Origin of the sequence: Amycolatopsis sacchari, from assembly GCF_900114035.1 — a bacterium.
Classification (GTDB): domain Bacteria; phylum Actinomycetota; class Actinomycetes; order Mycobacteriales; family Pseudonocardiaceae; genus Amycolatopsis_E; species Amycolatopsis_E sacchari.
Genome location: NZ_FORP01000023.1, coordinates 68387 through 86779 on the forward strand (window position 1 = coordinate 68387; position 18393 = coordinate 86779).

The window sequence follows — 18393 nt, forward strand, 5'->3', positions numbered from 1 at the left end:
ACACCCCGACAGAACAGTTGCCTCAATTGAAGATTCCCCTCAACCGCAACGGCGACTGTCTTAAGTGGAGAACCGCCTAACCGGCGGGAACGACTGAACAGAGCCTCCGGTAACGCCCTGACCAGGTAAAACGTACTAACTTAGCGGTATTGTCCGTCGGGTCGGGCTCGAGAAAGGTCTTCTTGATGCCCTTGGCGCGCTTGGCAGGAACCGGATGCGGCACGTGCTTGGCCCGATAGCCGTGACAGGGCTTGCCGATGTTGAAGCCGGCCTCGGCGTGCACGGCGTAGCCATCCCATGCCTTTTCCAGCATGTCCACGACGTAGTACTCGGAGATGCTCTGCTTGACGCGCCGGGTCAGCAACTGGGTGGCGATCTTCGGCTTACGGCCGTCTACTGTGGATAGCTCGAACGGTTCGTCGGCAGCCAGCAGGCGCACTCCGGCGCGCTCAAGCCGGTGTTCGATGCTGGTTCCGTAGTACATGTGGCGCGCCGTGCGGTCGATGGACTCGCAGATGACGTAGTCGAAGTGCCGGTCCGTGCGTTCAGCCGCGGCGAGAAGATCGGAAATCCCACCGTCGCGAGGAATGGGGATGTCGAACTGCTCGTGCGCATGCCCACCGCCGCGAGCGTCCAGGTCCATCCGTCCCGACTCGACGTCGTAGAAGTTCGCGACAATCACCGCGTTCTCCGGCAACGCGCGCTGAGACACACCGAGCTGACGAGGCAAGGACAACGTAGGATCCTGCATATCCTTTGTAGACACACGTCCCAGCCAGGCAAACCTGTAGACGACCGGCGCTGACGCGACAGGGATCGCTCCGTCCCGTGACCGGGAGTGACGGTATGGACTCCGAACACGGCCTACGCCGCGTTTTCCCGTCCACTTGCGGACCTGTTCCGGGCCTGCCACTCCATCACCTCCCACAGCACCCGAGCCTGCACCTCGGCCAGCCGTTCTCCCTCGGCGCCTCGGACGACCCTCAACTCCGCAACGACCTCAGGCGGCTCATCCCGGGCCAGGTGACCGGTCGATTCGTCACGGCGGGTGGTCTCACCTGCCATCAGTACATCTCCAGCCCAGGGCGTCGAACTTCTTCGGCCGGTGCTGGACTTTGCCAGCTGTACCAGCTGAAGCAGCTGGCACGCAAGCGATCCGCTCCTATACCGCGTCCGTCTCCACACCGGTGTCCCGCCGGACCGACTTCTCCGGTCGCAGTCCGATCTCCCATCGAACTCGGGGAACCCAGTCCGTATCCCGACTCTCGCGCGGCCGACTCCGAGTGTTCCACCCCGCGCGGGCCCGGAGTACAGCGACAGGCTTCATGCCGACAGCGCGAAGGCTCGCTCCCGTTTCTCCGTCCTGCGTGTAGGAAATCAGTCTTCGATATCCAAGAGCGCGCGCCGTTCGCCACGCCGCTCCGTAGAGCGCGCTGTTCGCGTTGCGGGTGCCGTCGGTACACGTGCGAGTAACCTCCACCGTCAGGCCGTCATCCAGGTGGCGGGCGACAGGGCGCCCGACAGTGGCGACCCCGACCAGCTCGTGGCCGGCCGCTACCCCGAGCGCGAACTTCATCCCCCGCGGTGGCTTGTGATGCCGATGGTGAGCCTGAATGAACTCCGCAGCTTCACGGAACGTCACGGGCACGATGGTCAGTTTCCGGCCCATGGCCATCACGCAGTCCGCATCCGGACTGTCGACCAGGCGACGTCAGGAGGGCGAGCATCCAGTGTGCTGAACATGTCCAAGAAGTCCGCGAGCAGTCGGTCGATCAGACAGCAGAAAGTCGCGCGGCGCTCGCCATCTGAAGTGGCGGATCGGCAATGAAGGTCGAGCTCTAGCTGCCACGGCTGTGGACAACTCCTGGCGCGTCCTCCAGCGGCCGGTATCGGTGCGCCCGATTGACTGCGTCATCGTCGCAGGTCAGCATCGTGACATGTTTTGCGCCACCTCGAGAAGGGAGCAGCATGCGAGCTCACTTTCTCGGTAAAGACCCCTCCTCGCTGGAGGGCAACTCACCGACCCTGTTCGCCACCGACCGCTCCGATCGCAAGACCTATATCGCCCAGGGCTGGGTCGTGACCGACCCGGACGCGCTGGCCGACGTCGGTCCCGTCCCTCCGGGCGAAGCCCTCATCGAGATTCCGGAGGACGTCCTCGCGTTCTATGCGCGTAACCCCGAGGAGGAAGACCGCTGAGCCGCTTCATCGAACCCGGGCCTGAGTTCACCGACCTTTTCCGGACTTTCGAGCACACCGCCTTCCGCCTTGAGGTGCGTGACCGCTACGACGCGCCCCGCGAGGCCGAATCCTTCCGCAAGTTCCTCGCCGGCGAGCCGGACGACCTCGCCTGGTACCAGGGCTGGCTCGACATGGTCCGTGAAGCTACGACCGCGGGCCGGCGCTTCTCGCGCGTCCGCGTTGTCAGCTTGCCCTTGTCGGACTACAACCGGTTCGGCTTCTGGGCCTCACAGTTCACCATCGAAGCCGGCGACGACATCCGCTACCTGACCCGCGAGCGGGCCGAAGCCGCGGACCTGCCGGACCACGACTACTGGCTGTTCGACTCGCGCCTTCTAGCCCTCATGCGATTCACGGACGCTGACGAGTTCCTCGGCGCCGAGATCGTCGACGACCCAGCCGTGATCGTTCAACACAACTACTGGCGGGATGCCGCCTGGCACTACGCCACCAAACGAGATGAGTTCGCACCTGAGTAAGACCGCCAGTGCAGCGGTCATGCAGGAAGCACGGCGCGCACTCGGCCAACGGCTCCGCGAGCTCCGCATTGAGGCCGGCCTGACCGGCCAGCAGCTCGCGGAGCTTTTGTCATGGCCGCCGTCGAAAGTCTCCAAGCTCGAGAACGCTCGGCAGACCCCGACCGAGAACGACCTGAGGGCGTGGACGCGAGCAACCGGCCGCGAGGATCTCGCCGAGGCTCTCCTCGTCTCGCTCCGCACCCTTGAGTTGCAATATACCGAGTGGCAACGGGTGCTCAAGTCCGGCCTGCGTCATCACCAAATCAGGCTGTCCACACAGGATCACCAGACCCACTTCTACCGGGCGTTCGAGAACACCGTCGTCCCCGGGCTACTCCAAACCCCGGCCTACGCTCGTGCCCGGTTCGAGCAAGCCCGGCGGCTCTACCAAACGGTCACCGACGTCGACGAGGCCGTACAGAGCCGCCTGCAGCGGCAAGGCGTGCTGTACCGCCCAGACAGGCGGTTCCACTTCATCCTGACCGAAGCCGTGCTGCGCTACCACCTTGGCTTGCCCGCAACCATGCTCGGCCAGCTCGACCGGCTCATCTCGCTCTCAGCCCTGCCGAACGTCAAGCTCGGCATCATCGGCTTCGACGCCCCCTACGGCATCGATCCCCGCCACGGCTTCTGGTTGCTCGACGACGACCTCGTGCAAGTCGAGACCTACTCAGCGGAGCTGAACCTGCGGCAGCCCCAGGAAATCCAGCTCTACAGCCAAATCTTCGCACAACTGGCCGCACCTACGGTCGCCAGCTACGGTCGAGGCGCCCGGACTCTGATCATACGGGCCATCGACGACCTTGCGCCTGATCCTGCGCGAGATGGCTCGTAGTTTCGATCTTCACGGCATCGTGCGAGGAACGTCGAGAAAGCGCGGGAAAGCTCCTCGACCCGCGCCTGACCGCGTCCATACGCTCCTGCTCAGGACCGCTCCGCTGGTCCAGAGCTCAAAGTCTGCAGGAGAAAGCTATGAGTACGCCAGCATTCCGAACTGTTCCGCCGTACCCGCACGTGCGCCGGGTGCCCACGCGATGACCGTCCGAGTTCGCGAACAATCCGGGGCCACCAACGAGCAACCACCACCTCCTGACCCGGCCGCCCTGCTGGAACAGGCCGTTGCGCTGGTAGCTCGGCTGCACCAGGTCGCCACGCGCGTAACCGAGCTGGGCAACCAGCATCGCCGGCTCGCGAGTGAGCTGCTGCTGTTCGGCGACCAGCTGCACGAGTTCGCCGCCGACGTCCAGGAACTGGCCGACCACCAGGAGACCACGGGTCCCGTGTCCGTGGACGCTCCCGAGTCAGGTAAGGGAAGCCATGACACCCCATGAGACGGGGCGGGCTGTGAGCGTTCGTCTACTTCGGACTGTGAAGCCTCGGCTAGTGCTGGCCGACCCGCGCCCCCGACCGTCAGAACCCGCCACCAGCGAGCGAGTCATGACCGACTTCAACCCTGAGGACGTGCCGCCGGGCTACCTCTACGAACACGTGGCGGCGCACCTGGCCGCCCGCATCACCTCCGGCGAGCTGGCACCGAACACCGCCTTGCCATCGGAACGGCGGCTGGCCTCCGAGTACGGTGTCTCCCTCGGCACCGCCCGCCACGCCACCCGGCTCCTGCGCTTCCGCGGGCTGGTCATCACCGTGCGCAGCAAAGGAACCTACGTCGCCGACCGGCGGATCTGGCCCCAACTCCCTACAGCTGACAAAGAGGTCTGAACCGCCGTGAACGACGCTGCCCACCACAACCTCAACACCCGACTCCGGCGCATCGACCAGGCCGTCGAGGCGGCGACCGCCGACCTCCTCCGACACCGGCACAACGAGCGCGCCCTCGACGACCTCGTCGTCGTCGGCCGTCGCCTCCTGGAGCTATCGGTCGACCTACTCTCCCATGCCCCTGATCTTGACCTGGCCGAGCTGGACAACGCCTTAATGGGCGTCGTCGCGGCCACCCTCGACCGGCCCGCCACCCCACCAGACCTACCGCACCGCCGCGTGCGGCTACTCCGCCTCGGCCCACTGACGCTCACCGTCATTACCGAACGAAGCCACGTTCCCGAACCGGACGACAAGGAAGGCCTCGCATGAGCCAGCTGCTCCGGTATTGGCATGCACGGCCAGCCCTGCGCGAACTCGGCCACCGCGTGCACCAACGCCGTAAGGCCCTGGGCCTGAGCCGCCGTCAGCTGGCCCAGCGCTCCGACGTGTGGTCGCCCCAGGTGTGGCTCCTGGAACGCGGCCTCAAGTCCGGGCCCGTCGAGAAGCTGGTTCTCGTCGCCACCGCCCTGGAGCTGGACTCCAGCGAACTCGTTCGGGGCCTAGGGCTGCGGCGCCTCCCGCGGCGGCAACCACCCGCACCCGAGGCCAGAGAGGACTGAGCCTTCCGTGAACGAGGACGTGGGGAGCCCGCACCAACGGCTACGAGAGCACCTCGACGAACAACTCGACAAGACCCTCCGGCCCCTGACGAGCGTGCGAGACCTGGGCAAGATCAGGGAACGCGAGCTACTGGATCTTGGGGTCTACCTCCTGGAAATGGGCCTCGCCGTCCTCAGCGAGGTCGATCTCTACCGCCCGGACCTCGAGGCCGCCGTCGCCACCGCAGCGATCGCGGCCAAGGGCCGGACCGACCAGCCACTTCTCCCCCGAGTATCCGAACTCATCTCCACCCAGACCGACCAACTCACCGCCACCCGAGCCGCCCTCGACGAGGCCACCCCCGCGCTCCAGCAGGAGGACCGCCAGTACCTCGCCGTCGTAGCGGCGCTGGATACCACCCTCTCGGCCTTCGCCAATCTCACCGCGCTCTTCAACATCGTGCCCAGCACGTATGTCTGAGGGACCGACCGGGGCACGGCCCTGCTCGGCTGGGCGCGCCACGGAGCGTCCCGGGAACAGCCTTCTTCAGCGGGCCGCCATGCTCATACCCGGGTCAGCTCACCCGGAACGACCACACCCGAGCTGCGCCCGCACCGCTCCCGGCCCGGCGCTTGAGGGCGTCGGCCGGGAGTTTCGAGCCCACAAGCAAAAGCCGGAGGTAACGCCGTGACGAGCCGCCTCGGTCCCTTCGCCCTCTGCCCAGCCTGCCAAAAACGCAACAGCGGCCTGCTCCACGCCCAGCACCCCCAACGCCACATCACGGCGCACGGGCAGGCCGCCTGCGTCGACGCCGGACTGGCCGGCCTCCTGCCGGAGCTGTGGGCGGTGTGCGAAACGATCAGCTCGTGTCAGGGTGAGGACGGCTGGGCCTACATCACCCCGACCCCCGAAACCCGCCAGGCCACCGCCGGCTGGTTCAGCACGCGCGACCTTCGGCATTACTGGGGCGAGCGCGGACGGCTGTACTTTGAACTCCGGGCCGCCCAACAGGCCGCTCATCCACTTCCACCCACGTAACGCCGCCGCCTCTGCGGGAACGACAACGTCTCGTCATCGTGCTCACGGTAAGTTCGCCTCATGGATCCAGAGCGCACCAACGAGCAGACGAAGTGGACGATCCACGGCGAACGGGTCATCGACGACACCCGTCGGCTCAAGCTCAGCATCGCCTCAGTCGAGTTGCCGGACGGGGTGCGCTTCGAGCAGTACGTCCTGCGGATGCCGAAGTCCGCCATCATGGTGGTGCTCGACGACGCGCTCGAGAACGTCCTGATGATGTGGCGGCACCGCTTCATCATCGACCGGTGGGTCTGGGAACTGCCTGGCGGCTACGTCGACCCCGGTGAGGAGCCCGGCGTGACCGCTGCCCGTGAGGTCGAAGAAGAGACCGGCTGGCGGCCCCGCACCGTCGAGCCGCTCGTGTCGCTCCAGCCCACGGTCGGCAGTGCTGACGCGGAGACCCTGCTGTTTCTGTCCCGGGGCGCGGAGTACATCGGCGACGCCGTCGACATCAACGAGGCTGAACGGGTGGCGTGGGTTCCGCTGGCGTCGGTTCGGGAACGGATCGCGAAGGGGGAGATCGTCGGCGCGTCCTCGCAGGTCGGCCTCCTTCACGTCCTGGCCTTTCCGCCCGAGCGGTCATAGCCGCGGCGTCGGCACCCCGATGTCGTCGAGCTCCCGGTACAGCGCCTGGACCTCGCCCGTGGAGAACGGCGCCAACCGCCGACCCATGTCGCCGAGGTAGGCGACCGCCCGCACCGACCGGACGCTGCCGGCCATCCGCACAGCTTCTCGTCCCGCCGCGCAGGCCTCGTCGACGCGGCGCTGGTCGGCCAAGGCGCCGGCCAGCAGCGCGGTGTTGAACAGCTTGCCCCGCTGGTAGCCCTCGCTCATGTCCAAGGACCGGCGGGCGTACCGCTCGGTCTCCTGCGGCCGCCCCAGTCCCTGGAAGGCGTGGGCGAACTTGGCCGCCAGGTACGAGCCATCGAAGTAGCTCAGCCACGACGGCGTGTTGTCCGGGTTGGCCCGCTCGAACGCGGCTTCCGCGCGGTGCAGCGCGTCCAGGCAACCGCGGTGGTCGCCCTGCAGGGCCAACCCGTGCGCCTCCATCACCGCCACCTCGGCCCCCAGCGCCGGCAACCCCGCCCGCTTGGCCGAGCTCCGGGCGGCCAGAGCGAGATCCACCGCTGTCTCGGCCGCCTCCTGCATCACCACTCCCCCGGCCTCCGGCACCATCCCCCGGAAAGCCGCGTGATGACTCATGGCCGCCAGAACCTCGGTCGCCAGGGCGTCGTCCCCGGCCTCCTCTGCCAAACTCAGCGCCGCCCGCAGATGGCGCCGCCCTTCGCCGGCTTGGCCGACGTCGTAGGCCATCCACCCGGCGAGCTGGCGCAGCTCCGCGGCTGCTTTGAACAGCTCCGTGCGGGCGGACCCTACGTTGCCGGCGCTCCTCAAGCGCGGTTCCACCGTCTCCCGTAGATACCGGTCCAACGCGCTGCGACTGTGCCCACCGCCGTAGCGGTTGTCGGCCTGCCGGAAGGCGGCGGTGGCCCGGCGGATGTCCGCCACCGAGCCCTCGTCAGGTCGGCTGGCAACCGCAGCTGCCCCTGCGGCGGGTCCAAGCCACAGCGCGCTCCCGGCCGTGAGAGCACCGACTCCCGCGGTCTTGAGCACCTGCCGTCGCTGCACGTCGTCTCCCGTCGCCTGGGCGGTCGGCGGCAGCGTAGAACCGGTCTCCGGCCCGGCGTATCGCTCTGTCCGATGCTCCGGCAAGGAGAACCACAGGTGCTCCTCGGGGAAGTGCAAGATCGCCGCCCAGCGCTCGAGATTGGCCAAGTCGGTGACCGGCCGGGCTGAACGCTCGATCTCGCTCAACCACCCCTGGGTGATGTCGAGCCATCCGGCCAGGGTGACCTGCGTGATGGCGGGCCGGTGCGCCCGGCGGTACAGCCGGAGCAACCGACCAAAGTGACGCGTCTCCAGCGCGGCCCGGACCTCCGGCTGCTGGAAGAAATTCTCCGGAGGCGCTGGGGGTTCCAGCAGGCGGCTGCTGCGGGCGCACGCCTCGCACCGGTCGGTCCGGTTATCCGCTGCCAGCACCGCCCCACATGACGCACACCGAGCGCGGCGAGGCGGCAATGGACTGGGCATCTGCGGTTCTCCTCGCTGATGGTGCGGATCAGCTTACACCGGGTGAGCAAGCCGCGTGACCTGCCAATATCGCCCGGAGCAATATCGCGACCGCCGATATGGGGCGCTGCGATTGGCTCTTACGCCACCCCTCCGCAAGCTACGTCTCACCCCTAAGGCAGGCCGGCGAATCACGCTGACGGGCCGTCCTCTCCTGGTCCTCGGCGGCGCGCCCTCGGTCAGCGCCTGCGCTGCGCACCTCGTGTTTCCAGAAACGGAGATCCCGATGTCACTGGCCACACGGCTCGCCACAGAAGTTGCCGCCGTCAGCCCGATGTCCTACGTGTCCTAGACTCTGCGCCACCGGGCACAGCGCGGCATCTTCGTCGACGAACTGTTCCTCACCCGCGTCCTGGACTGGCCGAATCATGACCGTCCGGATCAATGACCGTCCCCGCCCAACGGCAGGCATCCCCGGAGCTGTGGCCGGGTCTGTGGAACGACGAGCTGCACCGGGTTCGGCCGGAAAACGCCGGCCGGTTCAAGGCTGGCGGGCGCACCTACGGCGCCGCGGACTGCGGCAAGGCCTGCGTGCCCGCCCGACCCCAGCCTGGCCGCGCCTGGTGCTCCACCTGCTTCCCGGACGGCGAGCCCACGGACCAGTTCGCCACCGTCGCGGTACCCCGGCGGCCTGACCCGGACCTCCTGGCCCGCGTCTTACAAGGCCTGCGCAACCTCTAGCCCCTGCCTGTCCTGAGTTCGAAGAAGGAGGACTTCGTGACGGCCACCGCCGCCTTACCGGTCCACGTCGACCGCGATCGCACGCTCCGCGTCAAAATCATCGATGCCTGCGGCATGACCTGCACTTTCTGCCACAACGAGGGAACACCAGTCACGGCGGACAACCTCGGGCGTGAGGCCGGCAGCTTCGCGGGTTCCGGCCGCACCGGTCGGGTCTCGATCTACACCGCTACCAACGGAGCCAGCTTTCTGCCCGCCCCCGTGCTGCCGGACACCGACTTCCACGACGCCCTCGTCGCCCTGCGCCAAGCCCTTGACGTCACTGAACTCCACCTGACCGGCGGGGAGCCCACCCTGCACACCGGCCTGCCTCGGTTGGTGGCCCTGGCCCGAGACGCGGGCTACTCGGTTCGCATGACCTCCAACGGCGAGCGTGGCGCCGAGCAGATGGACCGCTGCGCCAAGGCCGGCCTCGAGCGGATCAACTTCTCCGTGTTCGGCACCACCCCGGACGAACTCGCGGCGGTCCAGCACGAGCGCTACCGCCACCCGGGCCGCGCCACCCGCAAACTCGACGCCCTCAAAAGCTCAATCGAGGCGGCGATCGCGGCCGGCATCGGGGTCAACGCCAACCTTGTCGTGCCCGACCACGGCCACATCGCCCGAGTCCACCGGCTCCTGGACGAGTACTCCCCACGGCTGTCCGTGCGCCTGCTCAACTCCCTCGACCACGGCCACGCCTCGATCCAAGCCATCGAGCAAGCACTGGCCGAACGGGGCGCCGTGCCGGAAGCCCGCTACCTCACCGCGGGCGTCTCGGGTTCCCGCACCGCCTACCGCCTCCCCGACGGGCAATACCGCTAAGTTAGTACGTTTTACCTGGTCAGGGCGTTACCGGAGGCTCTGTTCAGTCGTTCCCGCCGGTTAGGCGGTTCTCCACTTGAGACAGTCGCCGTTGCGGTTGAGGGGAATCTTCAATTGAGGCAACTGTTCTGTCGGGGTGTGACCGCTCTGTGGGCGACGCCTCCAAACGCCTCTGAGCTGCGGAAACTCGCCTAAACTTAGCGGTATTGCCCGACGGGCGCCGGGTGTACTTCAAGCAGATCCGCCGCGTTCGCCTCCCCGCCACCTGCGCCGGCTGCCGGTTCAACAACGACACCGACTGCCACGAAGGCTTCTACGGCGTCCGCCTCTACCGCGACCGCCGCGGCGACTACCAGGTCGGCGTCTGCATCCAACGCATGGACCTCTGCCGGCCCCTGGACGACTTCCTCCGCTCCGGCCTGCCCGAAGAAATCCGCCAGCTACGGCAGCAAGAGCACGACCAGCTGACCACGAGCAGCCGCTAGCCTCGAGCCCGACACGACAAGGGAGAACGAGCAGTGCCCATCGAGCACGAAGCCAAAGTCCTCGACATCGACCCGGCCGCCACCACCGCGCTCATCCTCAGCAAGGGCGGCCAGCAGGTCAGCCCCACCCGGCTGATGCGCCGCTACGTCTACGACATCACCCCCGGCGACCAGTCCAAGTGGATCCGGCTGCGGGACACCGGCACCGAGATCACGCTGTGCGTCAAGGAGATCCGCAGCGACGCCATCGACGGCACCCACGAAGTCGAAGTCACCGTCGACGACTTCGCTGCCACCAACGAACTCCTCGGCCTCCTCGGCTTCCACCCCAAGTCATACCAGGAAAACCGCCGCACCAGCTTCCACCTCGACGGCGCCCGACTCGAGATCGACGAGTGGCCCCGCATCCCGCCCTACCTGGAGATCGAAGCCGACAGCGCCGCAGAGGTCGTCCGGACGATCGCACTGCTCGGCTACGACGAAGATCAGCTGACGGCCGAGAACACCATCAAGGTCTACGCGCGGTACGGCATAGATCTAGGTTCCTTGCCCGAACTCCGGTTCTGACACACACCTGCTCGGAGCCGATCCGACGTCGCGGCGCCTGTAAGCAATAAGACTGTCTTGTCGGCCTTGCGATGAACAGGTTGAGCGCGGCGGACTTCACGCAGCAGTCTCGGTCGGACCGCTGGCCTCACGGGCGAACTCCAAGTGACGGACCCACTCGTCGATCAGCAGAGTGATGGCGTGGGCGGCTTGCTGAGGCACGACGCCGTTGCCCAGCGCTCGAAGCTGGGCGTTCCGCGGCAGTCCCAGGGCCGGGTCGGTGACGAAGCCATCGGGGAGGCCCATCATCCATTCGACGAATCGTGGCGACAGCCGGGGTCGGCCGGTGCGGCCAAGTTCGGTCGGTGGCGGGGCTGGGCGGCCGAGGATCAGTTCCCATCGACGGATGGCGGTGGTGTAGTCGCCCCAGTCCATGATCGGGGTGCTTCGGTCCAGGTCGTCAGCTCCCGCGGCATCGTGCCCAGGATCATCTCGACGGCCTGTTCCAGACCCGGCCCGCAGTGCGTTCGCAGAATTGCGTCCCGGCTCTTGCGGTTGCCGCAGGCCAGTGGTGTCGGCAGCAGGTTGTTCGCTGTTGCGGTGAGACCGGGCGTCCCGCTCGAACTCGGCCCGTTCGGCGGCTCCTGCATCGCTTCCGCCACCGTCAGGGTGGGCAGCCAACGCCGAGCCAGCGTGTCGAGGGATGGCCTGCGTGGTCCACCCGGCGAGCCGTTGCTGCCCGCTCTGCTGGCGGTCGGCGTCGGGAAGAGTGTGGCCTCGTCGCGCAGGTTCACCTGGCGACCTCGCGCCTTCCGCCGGACAGGATCGCAGCCGGTGTGATCGGCATCCGAACTGGTCGGAGTGCGGAACAGAGTTACCGCGTCGCAGAGGTCGACTTCCTGATTCCCGGCTCGGCGACGAGCCGGTGCGTAGCCAGTCCGGGAGGCGTCGGCTGCTACGGGCGTGGGCAAGTACGAAAAGCCTTTCCCGGCGGTGGGGCGCGCCGATGTCACCGGCGCGAAGGCTTGTCCATTGCGTGTCATACCCTGCTTCGGCCAGGTGGCCGAGAACCTTGTCGAACCCGCCGTTCTTCCACCGGAGTGCGGCCACGTTCTCCAACACGACGAGAGCCGGTCGTAGAACGCGAATGGCGTCCAGGACATGGTAGAACAGTCCACTTCGGTTACCCTTCCTTATTCCCACTCGTTTACCTGCAGTGGAAATGTCCTGGCATGGGAAACCGGCGGTGATGACATCAACGCGCGGCACCTCGCGCCAGTCGACGGCAGTGATGTCCCCCAGATTCGGAGCGGAAACTCGAGCAGCGAGCAGATCTGCAACGTAGGGTTCGTTTTCCGCGACCCATACGATTTCCCCTGCGTCCAGTGCGGCGAGGACGGCGAGGTCGAGGCCGCCATAACCAGTGCAGAGGGATCCGATTCGCGGAACGATGGCGTCATTCATACAGCCATCGCCAATTGCGAGGGAGCGGGTTCTGCCGCGCTGCGAACAGCAGCGGTTGGTGCGGCGAACACGAGAACATCGAGATGCGTTGCGGCAGTCCGCAGAGGTTTGGTGAGCGCGACGCACTGGTCGACCGGGACGAGCCCACATGCCTGGGCGACCTGCTCGATCCGCCCCGCAAGGTCGACGAGTTCGTCTCGTTGTCGCCAGGGGCGGCAGGTGATCACGACGTGTCCGCCGGGCCACACCCAGTTCGCGACAGGTGTGAGGGCGCCCTGCAGGCGGCTCACCGCCCGGGACGGGTCTGCGGCTGGTGTATGGCGCAGGCTGGTAAGGACGAGGTCGACCGCGGCCGGGAGCTCGGCGACTCGAGTGTCACCGGGGTGGTCGAGCAGGGTGTGGTTGGAGTTTGCGCCAGCCCGGCGGGCGAGCGTGAGGTTCGCTTCGCAGGTGGTCTGCCAGCGGTAGCCAGGTCGGATGCCGACGGCGTGGCGGCGCGCTCGGAGTGCTTCGCACAGTGCGACCCCGGCCCCCGGCTGGGGATCGAGAACCGTGTCGCCGGCGCGGGTGTAGGTGGCGATGATCCAGCGGGCGACGGCGGGTGTGAGCGCTGAGGTGTCCGCGATCGTGACACCGAGGTAGCGGTCTTTCAGCTGCTGCCGCACGGTGAGTGCCCCCGTGTCCCACACGCTTCCGGCCCGCGTGAACGAGTCAGGCACGGCTGCCCCCTGCCGGCCGGAAGATCAGGGCGTCGGTGTGGATGCGGCGATGGCTGCCGAGGACGACACGGAGGCGGCCTCGGCCTCGGGGAGGCGCGGGACTCGGCGCCAGGTGCACCAGGACCAGCCGATCGACCAGGACGAGACCCGACCCGGTAGCGAACGGCCGCCCTCCCGAAGCGCCTGGGTGATGACCTGGGCCAGCGAGGACGACCAGTCTCCCGGTTCGGGCGAGGTAATCGGCCCAGTCCAAGACCGTCGAACGGTCGCCGATGATGAGGTCGAACCGGTCGGCGGCAGCCGCGGTGGCGAGCGCTCCTCGTCGAGACGGCGTCGTGGCTCGGCGTCCGAGCCGGAACACGGTTTCAGCTACCCGGCTGTCGGCGACGGAGATGGTCAGCAGGATGCGGTCACCGGGATTGCTGTAGCTGGTGACGACGGCGCGGACGGCGGCCGCAGTGGCGTCGGCGGGACGCAGCGGAGCGGCGACGGGACAGGATCGCACCATCGCGCGCGAGCGGGTTCGCTTGCTGGGGTACGGGGATGGCGTATCAGTGGGTCGCACGGCGAACTCCCGGGCGCTGTCGGAAGGGACGAGGACGCGCAAGAAGTCCGGGAACCGCGTCGCGATCAGACAGACCCGACGTCGCAGCGCGGAGGACGTCAAGGCGCTCTCCGCAAAACTCGTCAAGATCTTTTCCCTTGCGCTCCGCGCGCCCGCCAGCCCGGCACAACGCGGCGCTAAGAAGCCACTAAATCTGCACTTCAGGACCCGTTGCGGCCAGCCAGCCCGACCAGCACGAGCCCTCATGAATCGATCTTCAGGGCGGTCCTGCGGCGCCACCCGTAAGCACGGGGCGTGCCATGAGCGTGCGGTGGGTTAGCCGGTGTCTGGCCTTCTCGAGGGCGGCCGTGCCGTCGATCGTGAAGGAGTCACCCCATGCCCAATCACAAGGCGCCCGCCATCCGCGATGACCAGTGGGCGGGCACACCGATGGCCGCTGCGGGAGCGGCCTTCGCCTGGCTGACCGCCGGCCCCCATCCGGTCACCGTGGACGGGCGGTTGTTCGATCACTTGCCGGACCGCGACATCCCCGTCGACGAGCTGCGGGACTTGCTGCTGAACAAGAGCTGCCCCCGTGCGGTCTGGGACCAGGTGTGGTCGCACGTGATCATCAAGTCCCGATTGCGGAAGGGCACGTGGACGGTGGCCGCCGTAGGACTGGCGCTGCCCATGCTGGCGAACGTATCCATGCGGTTGACCGCCGACTACGCCGGCGACCCGAACGACATCTGCGGCGAGGTCCTGCGCGGCTTCCTCGACGCGCTCTCCACGGTCGACCTGGATCAGGGCCGGATCATGGTGCGGCTCCGCTGGGCGACCTACCGAGCCGGGCACCGTGCCCTCCTCGAAGCGATGGACGGCCCGGTGCCACTACCGCCGGGTTTCCGGTCGCGCGAGCCCAAGCCGCCGTTCGGGCACCCGGACCTGGTGCTGGCCCGAGCCGTCGAAGCGGGTGTCCTTAGGCCTGCCGAAGCGGAGTTGATCGGCGAGACCCGCCTCCAGGGCGTCTCCCTTTCCGAGTGGGCTGCCGCCTACAACCTCTCCTACGCCCAGGTTCAGCGCGGCCGGCACCGGGCCGAGCGGCGGCTCGCGATCTGGCTGGCGGAGACGAGCGAACAGCCGGATCAGACCGATCCGACCGCGACCGCCGCCGTCACCAATCCCCCGCTCCCCGACTTCGCCAGGAAACAACGACGGCGGCCGGTCTGATCGAGCCACCCGATCAGGACTTCTTCGTTGCGGGTGAGCCACCCGCGTGGTGCTCGCCACTCGACCGCCAGGAGGTTCCCGTGCGCCGTTCACCCCGTCGCGACGCCTCGGAGCAAGGTCGCCCCCGGATCGTCCGCCGGTCCGCGATGGTCGCGGAACTCGTACTCGCCACGCTGGTCGTCACGAGCTCCACGGCGTTCGCCGACCCGGCTCAGGTGCTCGCTCTGGCCGCAGACGTCAACACCGTACTGACGAACATCCGCAACTGGCTCATGGGCATCCTCGCGCTGATAGCCACCGTGTTCCTCACCATCGGCGGCGTCCGTTACCTCATGGCCAGCGGCGACCCGGGCGAAGTGCAGAAGGCCAAGGACGCCTTCAAGAACGCGGGCATCGGCTACGGGCTCGCCGCACTCGCACCCGTCGTCGTGACGATCCTCCAGCAGCTGGTGGGGGCCTGAGATGGCACCTCGTCCCGGTCGCCGCGGCATCGTGACGATGCTGCTCGTGAGCCTGGTGGTCGTGCTCGGCATCGTGGCCGCGGTGACTGCGCGGGCTCAGCCAGCACCGCCGAACCCCTGCATCGGACCGAACCCGCCACTCGCCTGCGCGCCGGCCTCGCCGCCGGTCCTGACGCCCACTCCCACGCCGGACCCGTGCCCGCCGGACTCGCCGGTCTCGTTCTGCCATCTGCCGAGTAAACCGACGGCCCCGCCGTCCGGTTGCGTCGGCGAGGGGTGTATTCCGCAACCCTCGGCGACCCCGCCGCCGCAAACCAACGGCCCAGCTCCGGACAACGGAACCTCCGGGGACAGCGACTGCAGTCTGTGGAGCCCGTCCTCGTGGCCCGGGTGTCTGAACAACCTGTTGACGTCCTTCTTTCGAGGCGTGGTCATTGACGCCTTGAACCCGCTCTTGGACCTGCTGTCCAAGACTCTGCTGACCACCCCGACACCCGATCAGCTACCCAGAATCGGCGAGCTGTGGAATTCCTCGTGGGAGATCCTTCTCGCGGTCTACGGGATGCTGGTGCTGATCGCGGGCATTCTGCTCATGGGGTACGAAACACTCCAGACCCGAACATCGGTGAAGGAAATCGCGCCGCGAATTGTCGTCGGATTCCTGGCCGGCGCACTGTCCCTGTGGGTTTGCACCAAGGCCATTGACATGGCCAACGCATTGGCGAAGGCGGTAGTGGCCGACGGCGTCGAATCCGATGCGGGTGAGACTCTGAAGAACCTCATCGTGAGTCCGCTCAACGGCGGGTTCTTCGTCATTTTCATCGGCATCGCCCTCGTCGGAGTGCTCGTCGCGTTGCTGGTGTCCTACATCGTGCGGGTCGCGTTGACCTTGCTCCTGGTCGCCGGAGCACCACTGGCGCTGATGTTCCACGCCCTGCCGCAGACCGAGGGAATCGCCAGAACCTGGTGGAAGGCGGTGGGCGCCTGCCTGGCGATCCAGGTGGTCCAGTCCCTGACCTTGATCACCGCCTTGCGCGTGTTCCTGGCCCCCGGCGGCTTCACCATCTTCGGCCCCACCGTCAGCGGCTTGGTCAACCTGCTGATCGCGCTGGCGATCCTGTACATCCTCTACAAGATCCCGTTCTGGCTCCTGTCCTCCCTGCGGGTCAGCAACGGTCGTTCCCTGGTCGGATCGGTTGCCCGGACCTGGCTCGCGTACAAGACTTTCGGCCTGCTGAAGAGCGGGACCCCACAGACAGGCACCTCCCGGCACGGTCACGGAAAGGGACCGGCTGATGCGCAAAGCTCGTCCGCGCCTTGGACTCGTCCAGTCGCGGCAGCACGACGATGGCGGCAACAGCGGGCCGACCGCTGGATTCGCCCCGAGCCGGGCATGCTGCCCCTGCCCCTGCCCCTGCGCCTGCGTCGCCCCACCCAGCCGGTCTCGCCATCCCGACGTTCACTCGCGGACAAGCTGAACGATCCGAACCGGGTCATGCCGTATCAGCGACCGGCTGACCCGCGTGACCCCGCACTGTTCGGGCGACGGGGTGGGATCAACAAGGACGCCCGGCCGCCGCGCCGCGTCGAGGGGGCGCTCATCCCGCCGGAACCAGGCATGCTCCCCCTCACCCTGCGCCCGAACCTCCCGACGCGTCCCTACCGCGCGAACCCCGGACGACGCTCGTTGGCGGACGACCTGGCCCAGCCTCGGCGCCCGTCCACGTCCCCTCGCGACCCGGGCCTCCTGCTGCGGAACGGGCGGATCAATCCCTCGGCTCGTCCTCCGCAGCGGCTGGATCGCCCGTTGATCCCTCCGGAACCGGGCATGCTGCCGCTCACCCTGCGACAGCCGAAGTCGCCGCCGCAGACTCGGGCCACCGAAGAACGCCGCCGCCCGCATGTAGCGCCCCGACAGCCCGCCTTGTTCAACGAGCGCGGGAAGCCCACTCGCTCCGCGCTGCCGCTCCGTCGCGTCGCGGCCCCACTCAACCTGCCAAAGCTCAACCCGCCCCGGCCGAGCACTCGCCCAGACGACGCTTCCTGAGGACCCGTGACCATGACCCACCCCGTAAGGATTCCGTCGGACGTCGACCGCGACGACCACATCCTCGCCAACTTCACGGCCCGCCAGGTCGCGGTGCTCGCCGTGGCCGGGCTCGTGCTCTACGGCGGGTGGCTCGTGACGAAGAGCTTCCTTCCCACCGTGGCGTACCTCGTCGTCGCCGTCCCGGTCGGCATCGCGGTCATCGCCGTGGTCGTCCTGCAACGCGATGGGCTGCCGCTGGACCGGCTCCTGCTGGCAGCCGTCCGGCAACGGCTCAGCCCCCGCCGCCGGGTCACCGAAGGACCGCCCCAGGCGGTGCCGGAGTGGTTGGCCGACGCCGCGGGCGAGACCGCGCAGGTCGCCACCGGTGGCCTCGACCTGCCGGCCACCGGAATCGGTGAGACGGGCATCGTCGACCTGGGGTCCGACGGCGCGGCCTTGATCGCTGTCTGTTCGACGGTGAACTTCGCGTTGCGGACGCCCGCTGAGCAAGAGGCACTGGTGGCGGCCTTCGCCCGCTACCTCGACTCCTTGGCAGCGCCCGTGCAGGTCCTCGTCCGAGCAGCGCGTCTCGACCTGTCCGAGCAGATCGACAACCTCGAGCAGCGCGCGCCTACCCTCCCGCATCCCGCGCTGGAGCAAGCCGCCCGCGACCATGCGCGGTTCCTGTCCCAGCTCGGGGAGCAGGCCGACCTCCTGCGACGACAGATCCTGCTCGTTGTCCGGGAACCCCTCCAGGTCGACGCCATGACACGGCCTCGGCGCAAGCCGGCCGCGATCAGCGACGCTGCTCGCAGGTCCGCTGCGCAACGGCTTGTCCGCCGCGTGAACGAGGCCACCGAGTTGCTGTCGGGAGCCGGCGTCGCGGTCACCGTGCTCGACGCGGGCCAGGCGACGGCGGTGCTCGCCGCGGCCTGCGACCCCGACAGGTTGCTGAACCCCACCGCCGGCCTTGCAGGAGCCGATGACGTGATCACCACTGCGCCGGATCTGCCCTGGGAGCCCGAAAGGGGTTGAGGAAG

24 protein-coding genes are annotated in these 18393 nt (G+C 67.8%); 18 read left to right on the forward strand and 6 right to left on the reverse strand.

Translation table 11 applies throughout. The annotated features are described in order from the left end of the window. Nucleotides 1-76: 76 nt before the first annotated feature. Together BMZ92_RS29035 and BMZ92_RS38715 are read right to left on the reverse strand one after the other, a co-directional pair. Nucleotides 77-736, reverse strand: coding sequence for a serine integrase family protein (locus BMZ92_RS29035; RefSeq protein ID WP_177228914.1), 660 nt, complete (start codon nucleotides 734-736; stop codon nucleotides 77-79). 426 nt (nucleotides 737-1162) lie between these two features. Next, complete coding sequence (locus tag BMZ92_RS38715; RefSeq protein ID WP_342743525.1) at nucleotides 1163-1675, reverse strand: XF1762 family protein; 513 nt, start codon at nucleotides 1673-1675, stop codon at nucleotides 1163-1165. A gap of 293 nt (nucleotides 1676-1968) precedes the next feature. On the opposite strand from BMZ92_RS38715, the gene BMZ92_RS29050 reads away from it, so the two are divergent. The 10 genes from BMZ92_RS29050 (at nucleotide 1969) to BMZ92_RS29095 (ending at nucleotide 6785) form a co-directional block, all read left to right on the forward strand. Continuing rightward, nucleotides 1969-2199, forward strand: a complete 231-nt coding sequence (locus BMZ92_RS29050) for a hypothetical protein (protein WP_091514005.1) — start codon at nucleotides 1969-1971, stop codon at nucleotides 2197-2199. Between the two features lie 8 nt (nucleotides 2200-2207). Continuing rightward, nucleotides 2208-2720 (forward strand): DUF6879 family protein, encoded by a 513-nt coding sequence (locus BMZ92_RS29055; RefSeq protein ID WP_342743526.1) that lies wholly within the window; start codon nucleotides 2208-2210, stop codon nucleotides 2718-2720. Nucleotides 2721-2739: 19 nt separating this feature from the next. Beyond that, a complete protein-coding gene (locus tag BMZ92_RS29060) occupies nucleotides 2740-3594 on the forward strand; it encodes a helix-turn-helix domain-containing protein (RefSeq protein WP_091514011.1) in 855 nt (284 codons plus the stop codon). Nucleotides 3595-3793: 199 nt separating this feature from the next. Further along, nucleotides 3794-4090, forward strand: a complete 297-nt coding sequence (locus tag BMZ92_RS37045) for a hypothetical protein (protein WP_143249964.1) — start codon at nucleotides 3794-3796, stop codon at nucleotides 4088-4090. 106 nt (nucleotides 4091-4196) lie between these two features. Continuing rightward, entirely contained in the window at nucleotides 4197-4478 is a 282-nt protein-coding gene (locus BMZ92_RS29070) for a winged helix-turn-helix domain-containing protein (RefSeq protein ID WP_091514016.1), read from the forward strand. A gap of 6 nt (nucleotides 4479-4484) precedes the next feature. Next, on the forward strand, nucleotides 4485-4850 hold the full coding sequence (locus BMZ92_RS29075; RefSeq protein ID WP_091514018.1) for a hypothetical protein: 366 nt from the start codon (nucleotides 4485-4487) through the stop codon (nucleotides 4848-4850). After that, a complete protein-coding gene (locus tag BMZ92_RS29080) occupies nucleotides 4847-5140 on the forward strand; it encodes a helix-turn-helix domain-containing protein (RefSeq protein ID WP_091514021.1) in 294 nt (97 codons plus the stop codon). The genes BMZ92_RS29075 and BMZ92_RS29080 overlap by 4 nt, the downstream gene beginning before the upstream one ends. Nucleotides 5141-5147: 7 nt before the next feature. Further along, a complete protein-coding gene (locus BMZ92_RS29085) occupies nucleotides 5148-5600 on the forward strand; it encodes a hypothetical protein (RefSeq protein ID WP_091514023.1) in 453 nt (150 codons plus the stop codon). A gap of 207 nt (nucleotides 5601-5807) precedes the next feature. After that, a complete protein-coding gene (locus BMZ92_RS29090; RefSeq protein ID WP_091514026.1) occupies nucleotides 5808-6158 on the forward strand; it encodes a hypothetical protein in 351 nt (116 codons plus the stop codon). A gap of 60 nt (nucleotides 6159-6218) precedes the next feature. After that, entirely contained in the window at nucleotides 6219-6785 is a 567-nt protein-coding gene (locus tag BMZ92_RS29095; RefSeq protein ID WP_091514028.1) for an NUDIX domain-containing protein, read from the forward strand. On the opposite strand, the gene BMZ92_RS29100 is transcribed toward BMZ92_RS29095, so the two are convergent. Further along, on the reverse strand, nucleotides 6780-8240 hold the full coding sequence (locus BMZ92_RS29100; RefSeq protein WP_245783316.1) for a helix-turn-helix domain-containing protein: 1461 nt from the start codon (nucleotides 8238-8240) through the stop codon (nucleotides 6780-6782). The two genes, BMZ92_RS29095 and BMZ92_RS29100, sit on opposite strands and share 6 nt — an antisense overlap. A 474-nt stretch (nucleotides 8241-8714) precedes the next feature. Between BMZ92_RS29100 and BMZ92_RS29105 the strand changes: the two genes are divergently transcribed. The 4 genes from BMZ92_RS29105 (at nucleotide 8715) to BMZ92_RS29120 (ending at nucleotide 10927) form a co-directional block, all read left to right on the forward strand. Continuing rightward, complete coding sequence (locus BMZ92_RS29105; protein WP_091514030.1) at nucleotides 8715-9011, forward strand: hypothetical protein; 297 nt, start codon at nucleotides 8715-8717, stop codon at nucleotides 9009-9011. A 36-nt stretch (nucleotides 9012-9047) separates the two neighbouring features. Next, nucleotides 9048-9875, forward strand: coding sequence for a radical SAM protein (locus BMZ92_RS29110; protein WP_245783317.1), 828 nt, complete (start codon nucleotides 9048-9050; stop codon nucleotides 9873-9875). A 206-nt stretch (nucleotides 9876-10081) separates the two neighbouring features. Then, a complete protein-coding gene (locus BMZ92_RS29115) occupies nucleotides 10082-10360 on the forward strand; it encodes a hypothetical protein (protein ID WP_177228915.1) in 279 nt (92 codons plus the stop codon). 33 nt (nucleotides 10361-10393) lie between these two features. After that, nucleotides 10394-10927: a class IV adenylate cyclase gene (locus tag BMZ92_RS29120; RefSeq protein ID WP_091514032.1), complete on the forward strand. Its 534-nt coding sequence runs from the start codon at nucleotides 10394-10396 to the stop codon at nucleotides 10925-10927. Nucleotides 10928-11023: 96 nt separating this feature from the next. Here the strand turns inward: BMZ92_RS29120 and BMZ92_RS29125 are convergent, their stop codons facing one another. Genes BMZ92_RS29125 through BMZ92_RS37050 form a run of 3 tightly spaced genes read right to left on the reverse strand, consistent with a single transcriptional unit; the run spans nucleotide 11024 to nucleotide 13780 of the window. Next, a complete protein-coding gene (locus BMZ92_RS29125; RefSeq protein WP_091514035.1) occupies nucleotides 11024-12370 on the reverse strand; it encodes a DNA cytosine methyltransferase in 1347 nt (448 codons plus the stop codon). Then, on the reverse strand, nucleotides 12367-13089 hold the full coding sequence (locus BMZ92_RS29130; RefSeq protein ID WP_143249966.1) for a TRM11 family methyltransferase: 723 nt from the start codon (nucleotides 13087-13089) through the stop codon (nucleotides 12367-12369). Before BMZ92_RS29130 ends, BMZ92_RS29125 begins: the two co-directional genes overlap by 4 nt. Beyond that, on the reverse strand, nucleotides 13082-13780 hold the full coding sequence (locus BMZ92_RS37050; RefSeq protein ID WP_143249967.1) for a hypothetical protein: 699 nt from the start codon (nucleotides 13778-13780) through the stop codon (nucleotides 13082-13084). The genes BMZ92_RS29130 and BMZ92_RS37050 overlap by 8 nt, the downstream gene beginning before the upstream one ends. Before the next feature lie 249 nt (nucleotides 13781-14029). Here BMZ92_RS37050 and BMZ92_RS29135 point away from each other — a divergent pair, with 249 nt between their 5' ends. The 4 genes from BMZ92_RS29135 to BMZ92_RS29150 all read left to right on the forward strand — a co-directional run bounded on the left by BMZ92_RS29135 (nucleotide 14030) and on the right by BMZ92_RS29150 (nucleotide 18388). Next, nucleotides 14030-14863, forward strand: a complete 834-nt coding sequence (locus tag BMZ92_RS29135) for a sigma-70 RNA polymerase sigma factor region 4 domain-containing protein (protein WP_091514039.1) — start codon at nucleotides 14030-14032, stop codon at nucleotides 14861-14863. A 146-nt stretch (nucleotides 14864-15009) separates the two neighbouring features. Continuing rightward, on the forward strand, nucleotides 15010-15324 hold the full coding sequence (locus tag BMZ92_RS29140) for a pilin (RefSeq protein WP_091514042.1): 315 nt from the start codon (nucleotides 15010-15012) through the stop codon (nucleotides 15322-15324). 37 nt (nucleotides 15325-15361) lie between these two features. After that, a complete protein-coding gene (locus BMZ92_RS29145) occupies nucleotides 15362-17371 on the forward strand; it encodes a TrbL/VirB6 family protein (RefSeq protein WP_483860457.1) in 2010 nt (669 codons plus the stop codon). A 12-nt stretch (nucleotides 17372-17383) separates the two neighbouring features. Next, nucleotides 17384-18388 (forward strand): PrgI family protein, encoded by a 1005-nt coding sequence (locus tag BMZ92_RS29150; protein WP_091514110.1) that lies wholly within the window; start codon nucleotides 17384-17386, stop codon nucleotides 18386-18388. Nucleotides 18389-18393 lie beyond the last annotated feature (5 nt).

Excerpts from the sequence above, each read along its gene's own strand:
- BMZ92_RS29135 (WP_091514039.1), top strand. The coding sequence starts at position 14,030 with ATGCCCAATCACAAGGCGCCCGCCATCCGCGATGACCAGTGGGCGGGC.
- BMZ92_RS29145 (WP_483860457.1), top strand. The coding sequence starts at position 15,362 with ATGCTGCTCGTGAGCCTGGTGGTCGTGCTCGGCATCGTGGCCGCGGTG.
- BMZ92_RS29150 (WP_091514110.1), top strand. The coding sequence starts at position 17,384 with ATGACCCACCCCGTAAGGATTCCGTCGGACGTCGACCGCGACGACCAC.
- BMZ92_RS29050 (WP_091514005.1), top strand. The coding sequence starts at position 1,969 with ATGCGAGCTCACTTTCTCGGTAAAGACCCCTCCTCGCTGGAGGGCAAC.
- BMZ92_RS29080 (WP_091514021.1), top strand. The coding sequence starts at position 4,847 with ATGAGCCAGCTGCTCCGGTATTGGCATGCACGGCCAGCCCTGCGCGAA.
- BMZ92_RS29105 (WP_091514030.1), top strand. The coding sequence starts at position 8,715 with ATGACCGTCCCCGCCCAACGGCAGGCATCCCCGGAGCTGTGGCCGGGT.
- BMZ92_RS29060 (WP_091514011.1), top strand. The coding sequence starts at position 2,740 with ATGCAGGAAGCACGGCGCGCACTCGGCCAACGGCTCCGCGAGCTCCGC.
- BMZ92_RS38715 (WP_342743525.1), bottom strand. The coding sequence starts at position 1,675 with ATGGCCATGGGCCGGAAACTGACCATCGTGCCCGTGACGTTCCGTGAA.
- BMZ92_RS29070 (WP_091514016.1), top strand. The coding sequence starts at position 4,197 with ATGACCGACTTCAACCCTGAGGACGTGCCGCCGGGCTACCTCTACGAA.
- BMZ92_RS29140 (WP_091514042.1), top strand. The coding sequence starts at position 15,010 with ATGGTCGCGGAACTCGTACTCGCCACGCTGGTCGTCACGAGCTCCACG.
- BMZ92_RS29125 (WP_091514035.1), bottom strand. The coding sequence starts at position 12,370 with ATGAATGACGCCATCGTTCCGCGAATCGGATCCCTCTGCACTGGTTAT.
- BMZ92_RS37045 (WP_143249964.1), top strand. The coding sequence starts at position 3,794 with ATGACCGTCCGAGTTCGCGAACAATCCGGGGCCACCAACGAGCAACCA.
- BMZ92_RS29095 (WP_091514028.1), top strand. The coding sequence starts at position 6,219 with ATGGATCCAGAGCGCACCAACGAGCAGACGAAGTGGACGATCCACGGC.